This window comes from Pedobacter sp. 01N416 (assembly GCF_056399685.1).
Genome location: NZ_JBFTRT010000138.1, coordinates 1 through 9,902 on the forward strand (window position 1 = coordinate 1; position 9,902 = coordinate 9,902).

A 9,902-nucleotide genomic window follows, 5' to 3' on the forward strand; every position below is an offset into this window, starting at 1 on the left:
GCTTTAAGGGGGATGCATTTATGCGTACCAAGAAATATGACGCAAGCTGCCGGCATGTACAACACCCTTTTTAGGGCTGATGAGCCTGCCGTAGTAGTTGAGTGTTTAAATGGTTACCGACTTAAAGAAAAACTACCAAATAATGTTGGCGATTTTACGGTTCCATTAGGTAAAGCAGAGGTTTTAGAAGAAGGAACAGATATAACCGTAGTATCTTACGGATCTTCGTTAAGAATTGTTCAGGAAGCCGCAGAAGAATTGAGCTTATTAGGCATTTCTGTAGAAATTATTGATCCACAAACATTATTACCTTTCGATACCACTCAGGTTTGTGTAAACTCCCTTGCCAAAACCAATAAATTACTGGTCGTAGATGAAGATGTTCCTGGAGGTGCATCTGCATATATCCTGCAAAAGGTACTCGAAGAACAAAAAGGTTATTTCCATTTAGATGGCCAGCCGAAAACACTATCTGCTAAAGCACACCGCCCGCCATTTGGGTCTGATGGTGATTATTTCAGTAAACCATCGGTTGATGATGTAATTGAAACCATTTACCAGATGATGCACGATGCAAATCCAACTAAATACCCCGCATTTTTTTAATAAAGCAAATCGCTTGGGTATAAGATTTAACTGCCTGGATAATTTAAAGGGTATACAATCGGTTTCTTATTTTGTTTATGCTTAAATGATTAAGATTCTTGGTGAAAAGTTAAAAAACTGGTTATTTATTGATCAGTTTTTTAACTACTTTTATACGCCAAACTCTATTTTGTTATTTCAGTATGTTTTATCTCAGCCAGAACATGAAACGCTGTAATTTTCAAGATTTTTTATGCTCATTATATAGAAGAAACAAATCATTGGTTTGATCTGAAAATGAAGTGCTATCTTGTAAATGCTCAGTTCGTTAGTAAAGCGTGTTTTTCTAAAAAAGGCATGCTGTTTCTCTTTTTGTCATTTTTGTGCATAACTGGTTTTAGCCAGGTGAGTGCGCCACAGAAAAAACTGGATAGCCTTTTAAGTTTAAATAAAAAGAATTTAAAAACAGATTCCACCAAAATCAAAATATTGACGGAGGTTTACCGCCAATACATGAGGATGAAAAATGTAGATAAAGCGGAAGAGTATGTGGATAAAACCATTCAGCTTTCGCATGAGAAAAATCTAAAAAAATTCTCTGCAATGGCTTATTACCGTAGGGGTTTAATGTATCACGGCAGGTCTAATTACCAAAAGGCAGAAGAAAATTATAATCATGCAGCTGCTGAATTCTCTTCAGTGGGTAATTTAGATATGGTTGCTGGAACTTACCTCAATTTAGGTGCTTTATATGGCAGCATTCCTGATTATGTAAAATCGTTAGAAGTTAACCAAAAGGCCATAGCTATCTACGAAAAAATGGGCAACGAAACCGACATGGCAAGTTGTTATACCAATATTTCTACTATTTATCAAAGTTTGGGTAACCAGAGTCAGGCCTTGGTTTATATGAACATGGCGCTGAAAGTATTTGCTAAAGGAGGCGAAAATACAAGAGGCGTAGCCGTTGTTTACGGCCTGATTGGTACTAATTATTTTGAGGCTTCAGATCGTGAATTAAAGGAGATGAATGTATTACCTAACCAGAAAATTAAACTGGCCTTAGCGTATTATAACAAATCGTTGCGGGTATCAGAAGCCATTGGAGACATAGGTTTAATAGCCACTGTTAAACGAGATCTTGCTGATTTATACAGTTTAATAGGACAAAAGGATGCGGCGTTAAAATCCTATCAAAAATCAGTTGAGTTAAATAAGTCGGGAGAAGATAAAGAAGCCTATGCCTCAAGTTTATATGCCTTGGGAAACTTTTACCAAAAAGAAAACGATTTTGAAAATGCCATCCTATTACTCAATAATAGTTTAAAAATTGCAGAAGAAAACAGATTATTAGATATAGAAAAACAATCTAGTTTAGGGTTGAGTACGGTATATGAAAAACTAAAAGACTATAACAAATCCTTAGCCTATTACAGGCAATATATTGCCGTTAGAGATAAGATTTTCGATCAGGAAAAGGAAAAGGAAATTACCCGGAGGCAGATGCAGCTCGATTTTGGTATTAAGGAACGCGATTATTTATTGAAGCAAAAACTTACAGAAGGCGAGTTAAAAAGACAACAACAGGAACTTGAGCTAAAAAGGCAACAGTTAGTGTTGAGTGATAAAGAAAAAGCATTGGATCTCCTAACTTTTCAAAAGGCAAAAGCTGATCTTGATATTCAGCGTTTGGCTCAGGATAGTAAATTTGCTAATGCTAAATTTGAGGCAAAGTTAGCCGCCGGGATAAAGGATAAGCAGATTAGTAAACAGGTACAACAGATTAAATTTGATGAACGTGTGAAATTATTCCTCACCATAGCCACCACACTGATTCTGATTATTGCCGTGGTTATATTTTTTAACCAGCGGAAAACAACCAGGTTAAATAAGATTATCAATAGTCAGAAACGGGAGTTGGAGCAGTTAAGTAAGGTTAAAGACCGTATTTTTAGTGTGGTAAGTCACGATATGCGTACCCCTGTAAATTCATTAATTTCCTTTATGCAGTTGTTAGAGGGCGGTAACATAGAACAGGAAAAATTAAACAGATATGCTGCATCACTAAAAAACAACCTCACCTATACCTCTACAATGATGGAGAATCTTCTTAATTGGGCCGCCAGCCAGATGCAGGGGTTTAACCCGTATTTAGAATCGTTGGATATTCATGAGCTCATTAATGAAGTTATTCTTTCTTTACAGGATAACGCCAACGAAAAAAGCTTAGCTATTCAGAATTTAGTGCCAGCCAAAACATTTTGCAAAGCAGATTCGAATATGTTTATGCTGGTTATTCGAAATATCATCAGTAATGCCATTAAATTTACGCCAAATGGTGGTACGATCACAACTAGTTCCGTTCATAACGGAAATGTGCTGGAGATTAAAATTTCAGATACAGGGATCGGTTTAACACCTGTACAGGTAGAGCATTTTAATAAGCCAGGTTATTTAGGCGCGGGTGTGAGCACATTAGGTACCAATAAAGAAAAAGGGACAGGTTTAGGTTTATTGCTCTGCAGAACTTTTATTAGCTTGATGGATGGTAAAATTAGCGCCGATATTAATCCTACAGGCGGAAGTTATTTTAAAATAATCCTGAAAAAATAACTTATTTTAAAAATCTAGACAGAATTTTCTTGTCAATCGATCTCTCCAATAATTCCTGCCTGTTAGAAGCACTTATCGGAACCAGAAAGTTATGATCTAAATGAACCTCATGATTGGTTAAGGTTACAATGTGGTTTATATTAATGATGTACTGTTTGTGTACCCTTGAGAAAATTTTTGAAGGCAGTTGCTTTTCTAGATTTTTTAAGCTTACTAAAATAACATGTTTATCGATACTGGTAAATAGCTTTGAAAAATCGCCCATACTTTCAATATAAATTACATCATTGTATTTCAGCTTGGTTATTCCTTTGGTCTCTCTAAAAAAGAAATAATCATCGTCTTTTTTATCGTCGTTGTTTAGGTTTTCGACAGGAAGTTTATTTACCTGTTTCCTTAATTCAATATACTCGATCGCTTTATTTGTGGCTTTTAATATGCGTTCGAACGTTGCGGGCTTAACAATAAAATCCAATGCATCCAGATTAAAACTTTCTGCGGCGTACTCACTAAATGAAGTGATAAAGATAAATAGCGGTTGTTTTTTCAGGCTTTTTAATAAATCCATACCAGAAAGCTCTGGCATATCAATATCAGAATAAACAATATCTACAGAAGTAGTTGATAAAATTTGCGAAGCTTCGATACCGTTACTACAGACAGCGATAATATTTAATGATGGGATTCTTTTTAGATGCATTTCTATTGCATCTCTTTCAATTTCGTTATCATCAACAATTAAACAGCTGTACGTCATTTAGGAATGGGTTATGTAATTTAGTTAGAGAACACGTATTTTTACTTAATGTTTGTAATTTACGTTAAAATGTGGATTATAATACAATCAGGTATCATTTTGTGGATAAACGTAACATTAACTTTTATCTCTGGTGTTTCTTTTCACCAGTGTATAATTTCTCGCCAGCTTTTACAGCCAATTGCAGGTCGTTTTCTTCTAGAGGAACTGGGCAACGGTACCCGTCACTGTAGGCACAGTAGGGATTGTAGGCTTTATTGAAATCGATTTCGATGTGATTATCTGCAATTTCTTTTGCATCCAGATCAATGTACCTGCCACCGCCATAAGTTTCCTTATTGTTGGTTTCATCAGTAAAGGGCAGAAAGAGGTGATCTTTATAAACCGGGTTGGTTGATAAAGAAACACTTTTATATAAAGTCATTTGGATTTTTTTGCCATTAAGAAGGAAGTTTACGTGTGCATATTTATAGTAATCGCTGCTAGAGCCATTAAAAGTAGGCATTTTGAAAACTTTTTCATTCTTTAGTATTTCTACATCGGCCGAGATTTTATAAGCACTGTCTGCCTTATAAAAATGAAGGTTTTGCAGGTCATTTTTCTTGAGTGGTGAGCGTTCATCTTTAATGAAATCCTGTTTATAGGTTTCACGGTGTTTTGCGATCTGATCAGCATAACTTTGTGCAAAGCTATTCATGCTGATCAATAGAAATAAGAAGGTGATGGTTCTCATTAACAAAAATTATATAATACTTGCTTTATTTCTTAGAAACTGATCAGCTAAAACCAATGCAGCCATGGCCTCAACAATTACTACTGCTCTGGGTACCACACAAGGATCATGTCGGCCCTTGMCTTTAATCTCCGAAGCTTCACCAGCAGCATTTATGGTTTGTTGGTTATGCATAATGGTTGCAACGGGCTTAAAAGCTACTTTGAAGGTAATATCCATCCCGTTAGAAATGCCACCCAAAATGCCACCGGCATAATTGGTTGTGGTTTTAAAAACTTTCGAATCGGCAGCTTTTGGCTGGGGAATATCATTATGTTGCGATCCTCTTAATTCGCTTCCGGCAAAACCTGAGCCATATTCGAAGCCATGAACAGCATTAATACTGAGCATCGCTTTACCTAAATCGGCATGTAATTTATCAAAAACAGGTTCACCTAAGCCTGCAGGGCAGCCTTTTACTACACAACCTATTTTCCCGCCAACGGTATCACCATCTTTACGAACCGCATCGATAAACTCAATCATTTCGTGTGCAGTTGCAGGATCAGCACAACGCACAATATTTTCTTCTCTAATTTGCAATAAAGCGGATAAATCATTGCTTTCCAAATTGGGGGCTTCTATTGTTCCTACTGAAGTTACATGTGCGAAAATTTCAATACCCTGTTGCTTTAAAAATAGCTTTGCAATGGCACCAGCAGCTACACGGGCAGCCGTTTCGCGGGCAGAAGAACGACCTCCGCCACGGTGATCGCGGATGCCATATTTTGCATCATAAACATAATCGGCATGGCTGGGACGGTAAACATCCACATTATGACCGTAATCTTTTGATCGTTGATCCTCGTTCGGAATTAAAAGTGCAATTGGCGTACCTGTACTTTTTCCTTCAAATACACCCGATAAAATCTGAACGGTATCGCTTTCTTTTCTTTGAGTGGTGATTTTGGATTGACCAGGTTTACGTTTGTCAAGTTCTGATTGGATAAAATCCATATCGATATCCAATTGCGCCGGACAGCCATCAATAATTACCCCAATGGCCACGCCATGAGATTCGCCAAAGGTTGTGATGCGAAATAGTTGTCCGAATGAGTTGCCTGCCATTATTTTTGATTGAATTATAGATTGATTAAATTATTGAATGGATTTTAATATCCAATCTTTATACTTGGTTCTTGATACTTGGTTCTTTATACTTGGTTCTTGATACTTTCTTCTCGCTACTTGATACTAACATCAAATCCCGCTTTTTTCAAATCCTCCCAATAATATGGATAAGATTTTTCTACTACCTGCATTTCTTCAATTTCAACTTCGTTGATCAATAATGCAAGTGGTGCAAAAGCCATCGCCATACGGTGGTCCTCGTAGGYTGCGAAGGTAACTTTATCCGGAAAATGAAGGTTGTCTGTATTTAAGGTATAAACCAGATTATCCTCTGTAAAAGTAACGCCTATTTTAGCCAATTCGTTCTGAAGCGCTGCAATACGGTCTGTTTCTTTAATTTTTAAGGTTTCTAAGCCGGTAAAAGACATATTTTTACCTAATGCAGCTGCAATAACTACAATGGTTTGTGCTAAATCCGGACAGGTTTTTAAATCTAAAATTTCTTTAGTATCTAAAGAAAGGCCTAAGTTGCTAATAGCAATTCCATCATTGGTTTTGTTGGTAGCGATGCCAAAAACCTTCATGATATTTTTGATCTGGCTATCACCCTGCAAACTTTTTTCTTTTAAAGCAGGTAAGCTAATTTCTGCTTCATCAGCTAAAGCTGCAATACTATACCAATACGATGCTGCGCTCCAGTCGGGCTCCACAACCAAAGTGCCAGGTTTAAATACCTGTGGTTTGATGGAAATTGAATTTCCGTTCCAAGAATGTGAAATGCCAACTTCAGCCAACATATCTAAAGTCATATCTACATATGGTTTAGAGGTAAGCTCGCCTTCAATTTCTAAAGTTAAACCCTGAGGTAGGATAGGGGCAATCATCAGCAAGGCCGAAATATATTGACTGCTGATATCGCCTTTAATTTTAACTTCAGCAGTTTTTTGATTTAAAGGACCAACAATATTTAATGGCGGGAAACCTTCAGCTTCTGCATAAGAAATATCAGCGCCGATGGTTTTTAAAGCCTCCGCCAAGATACCAATGGGACGCTGCTTCATCCGTTCGGTTCCGGTAAGTAAGAAATTACCGTTTTTAGCCGAAAGATAAGCCGATAAGAAACGCATAGCGGTTCCTGCAGGGCCAACATCAACTGTTTTTGATTCCTGGATTTCTACTTCTAATTCTTCTTCAAGATTATTAAGGATGCCATTTAAGGTTACCGTATCGGCAGCATTGGAAAGGTTTTCAACTTTAACCAGTTTTTTGCTTAAAGCGCTAATAATTAAAGCCCTGTTGCATTCGCTTTTCGAGCCCGTTAATTGGATTTCCGTATTAATATTCTTGGTTCCTTTAAAAGAAACTAAGGCGTTTTTCGACATTTTATTCTGTTTTTATTCTTAAATGTAAGTGTCAGATGGGAACACCTGACACTTACATTATATTTGTTTTTTAATATCATATTGAGTTAGTCGAAAACTATCGTAAGTCCTTCGACAGGCTCAGGATGACATCACTGTTAAACTTAGCTTTAAGCTTTAGTCTTTCAGCTTTTAACCTCAATTACGCTTTAACCTCAGTATGTTGCTCAGCAGCAATACCTTGTTCAGCTTTGCCAGCGTTCATGATTTCAGTTTGTTTACGGATTGATTCACCGTGCATCAATTCTAAGAATTTCTCAGTAAAGTTTAAGTCTAATTTTAAAGCTTTTGCAAAAGCATGACCTTTTTTAATGATGGCATCCCAACGGTTAACCTGTAAAATAGTTACCTGGTTATCGCGTTTAAACTCACCAATTTTCTCTACAATAGCCATACGCTCGCCTAATTTCTGTAATAAGATATCATCAATTTTATCGATTGATTTACGTAGGTCGGCTAATTTATCAGCGAAAGCTTCATTTGGTGCTTCTGGTTCACGAACAGTTAAACGGTCAACCAATTCAGCTAAAGCAGCAGGAGTAACTTGTTGTTTAGCATCTGTCCAGGCAACTGAAGGATCTACGTGAGATTCGATCATTAAACCTTGCATGTCTAAATCCAATGCTTTTTGAGAAATGTAAGGGATTAACTCACGGTTACCGCAAATATGACTTGGATCGTTGATGATCGGTAACTCAGGGCAAAGTGTTTTTAATTGAATAGCAAGTTCCCACATTGGTTCGTTACGGAAAGAACTTTTCTCGAATGATGAGAAACCGCGGTGAATAGCACCGATTTTAGTAATTCCTGCGCCATTGATACGCTCAATTGCACCGATCCATAACTGTAAATCTGGGTTAACTGGATTTTTGATCAATACCGGAACATCATGGCCTTTTAAAGCATCAGCAATTTCCTGAACAGTGAAAGGGTTTACAGTAGAACGTGCACCAATCCAAAGGATATCTACACCAGCTGCTAAAGCCTCTTCAACGTGTTTTGCATTTGCAACCTCTACAGCAGTTGGTAAACCAGTTTCTGCTTTAGCACGTTTTAACCACTCTAAACCGATACTTCCGATACCTTCAAATTCTCCCGGACGGGTACGTGGTTTCCAGATGCCAGCTCTCAATACCGATACTTTACCGGTAGCAGCCAATAAGTGCGCTGTAGTTAATAATTGTTCTTCAGTTTCTGCGCTACAAGGACCAGAAATGATTAATGGTTCGTTGTTTACGTTTAACCAGGTGTTTAATGGTTGGATGTTTAAATTAAGTTTCATGATGATGGGGGTGTGATAGTAATATTTTTTAATTCGATTATTTAATTGTTGTATTGTTGGGTTAAACCTGCCAACTTAAAATTGTTAACTATTTTGGGTTAAGCGGTTAATTGTTTAAATCGGTTAAATGTTCAGTTAACCAGTTTTAACAATTTATACAATTAACCAGTCTATACCTTATCGTTCTTCTGGTACTCTCCCAGGATATTAAAGTTCGATGTATATTTTAATGCCTTTCTAATTGCCTTATCATATTTTTCTGTACTTGGCCATTCTAAGTCGACGTAAAAGTAATACTCGTTTCTTTTACCTAAAACCGGCATAGATTGTATTTTTGTTAAGCTTACATCCTGTTCGGCGAAAATATTTAACACAGTTGCCAATGAGCCTGCTTTGTGTCCAACCTGAAAACAGATTGATGCTTTGTTTATTTTCTTTCCTTCGTCTGTTTTATCCTTTTTAAGGATCAGAAAACGGGTATAGTTTTTCTTGTTCGATTCTACACGGCGTTCTAAAATGTTTAAGCCGTAAAGTTCTGCGGCTAAACTATTTGCAATGGCCATGGTGTCCGTTAATTGCTCTTCCTGGATACGTTTTGCACAAGCAGCAGTATCGTTACTCTCCACGATTTTAATGTGTGGGTAATCATAAAAGAAATCGATACACTGGCGGATGGCGATCGGATGTGAAGTCACCACTTTAATATCTTCAAACTTTACGCCTGGTAGTGCCATCAAGTGCAATTGGATAGGTAAGTAAACCTCGCCTACAACCGAAAAACCAAAATCTCTGATCAGTGTGTAGTTTGGTAATAAACTACCTGCAATAGAGTTTTCGATAGCCATTACTACGAAATCGGCATCGTTTTTTTCTAGCTTGTCGCAGGTTTCTTTAAAAGAATTACACTCAACAGTTTCAATGTCTTTACCAAAGAATTTGTAGGCGGCCTCCTCGTGGAAAGATGCTTTAATACCCTGAATTGCTACTCGTTTTGTCGTTTCCATTTTTGCGTTAAAACAAAAAAGTCCCGGCTGTTTGCCGGGACTTTTTTATACATTTTAATATTGTTATATATCTTTTTGCATATTAGCCCCGGCTCTCACTAAAATAGTAAAAGTAACCAAAGTAATATGTGTTAAAATTTTTCATCTCTTTTTTTGTTGAGCCAAATGTAGCAACAAAATTTAATTTGTCAATAGGAAATTGAAAATATTTTTAATAAAATTTAATTTTGTTAAAAACGGTCTGTTTTCTGAATTGGTCTTTTTGTTTCATGAAACAACTTAAAAACGGATTTTTATATGGTTAGGGTTAGAAATGTTGATTAGAGATGATCAGTCGCGCGAGATCGTCATTCCCAACTTGATTGGGAATCTTAATGCAAAAGTATTAAGATTCCCG

At 36.9% G+C, this 9,902-nt stretch carries 8 protein-coding genes; 2 read left to right on the forward strand and 6 right to left on the reverse strand.

The window, feature by feature from the left end; all coding sequences use genetic code 11:
• Both AC1DND_RS09635 and AC1DND_RS09640 read left to right on the forward strand, forming a co-directional pair.
• Positions 1 to 606 (forward strand): transketolase C-terminal domain-containing protein (locus AC1DND_RS09635; RefSeq protein ID WP_477581148.1); only part of this gene is annotated, 606 nt, incomplete at its 5' end.
• Between the two features lie 336 nt (positions 607 to 942).
• Complete coding sequence (locus AC1DND_RS09640) at positions 943 to 3,198, forward strand: tetratricopeptide repeat-containing sensor histidine kinase (RefSeq protein WP_477581150.1); 2,256 nt, start codon at positions 943 to 945, stop codon at positions 3,196 to 3,198.
• A 1-nt stretch (position 3,199) separates the two neighbouring features.
• Here AC1DND_RS09640 and AC1DND_RS09645 read toward each other — a convergent pair whose 3' ends face one another.
• From AC1DND_RS09645 to AC1DND_RS09670, 6 genes are all read right to left on the reverse strand, one after another.
• Positions 3,200 to 3,955, reverse strand: a complete 756-nt coding sequence (locus tag AC1DND_RS09645) for a LytR/AlgR family response regulator transcription factor (protein ID WP_477581152.1) — start codon at positions 3,953 to 3,955, stop codon at positions 3,200 to 3,202.
• Between the two features lie 124 nt (positions 3,956 to 4,079).
• Positions 4,080 to 4,688, reverse strand: a complete 609-nt coding sequence (locus AC1DND_RS09650; RefSeq protein ID WP_477581154.1) for a DUF1684 domain-containing protein — start codon at positions 4,686 to 4,688, stop codon at positions 4,080 to 4,082.
• Positions 4,689 to 4,697: 9 nt separating this feature from the next.
• Positions 4,698 to 5,795, reverse strand: a complete 1,098-nt coding sequence (gene aroC / locus AC1DND_RS09655; protein ID WP_477581156.1) for a chorismate synthase — start codon at positions 5,793 to 5,795, stop codon at positions 4,698 to 4,700.
• A gap of 116 nt (positions 5,796 to 5,911) precedes the next feature.
• Positions 5,912 to 7,180 carry a 3-phosphoshikimate 1-carboxyvinyltransferase gene (gene aroA / locus AC1DND_RS09660; RefSeq protein ID WP_477581158.1) on the reverse strand — a complete coding sequence of 423 codons (1,269 nt, stop codon included), beginning with the start codon at positions 7,178 to 7,180 and terminating at the stop codon, positions 5,912 to 5,914.
• 181 nt (positions 7,181 to 7,361) lie between these two features.
• Positions 7,362 to 8,501 (reverse strand): chorismate mutase, encoded by a 1,140-nt coding sequence (locus AC1DND_RS09665; protein WP_057934078.1) that lies wholly within the window; start codon positions 8,499 to 8,501, stop codon positions 7,362 to 7,364.
• Positions 8,502 to 8,671: 170 nt separating this feature from the next.
• On the reverse strand, positions 8,672 to 9,505 hold the full coding sequence (locus tag AC1DND_RS09670) for a prephenate dehydratase (RefSeq protein ID WP_108201601.1): 834 nt from the start codon (positions 9,503 to 9,505) through the stop codon (positions 8,672 to 8,674).
• Between the last annotated feature and the right edge of the window lie 397 nt (positions 9,506 to 9,902).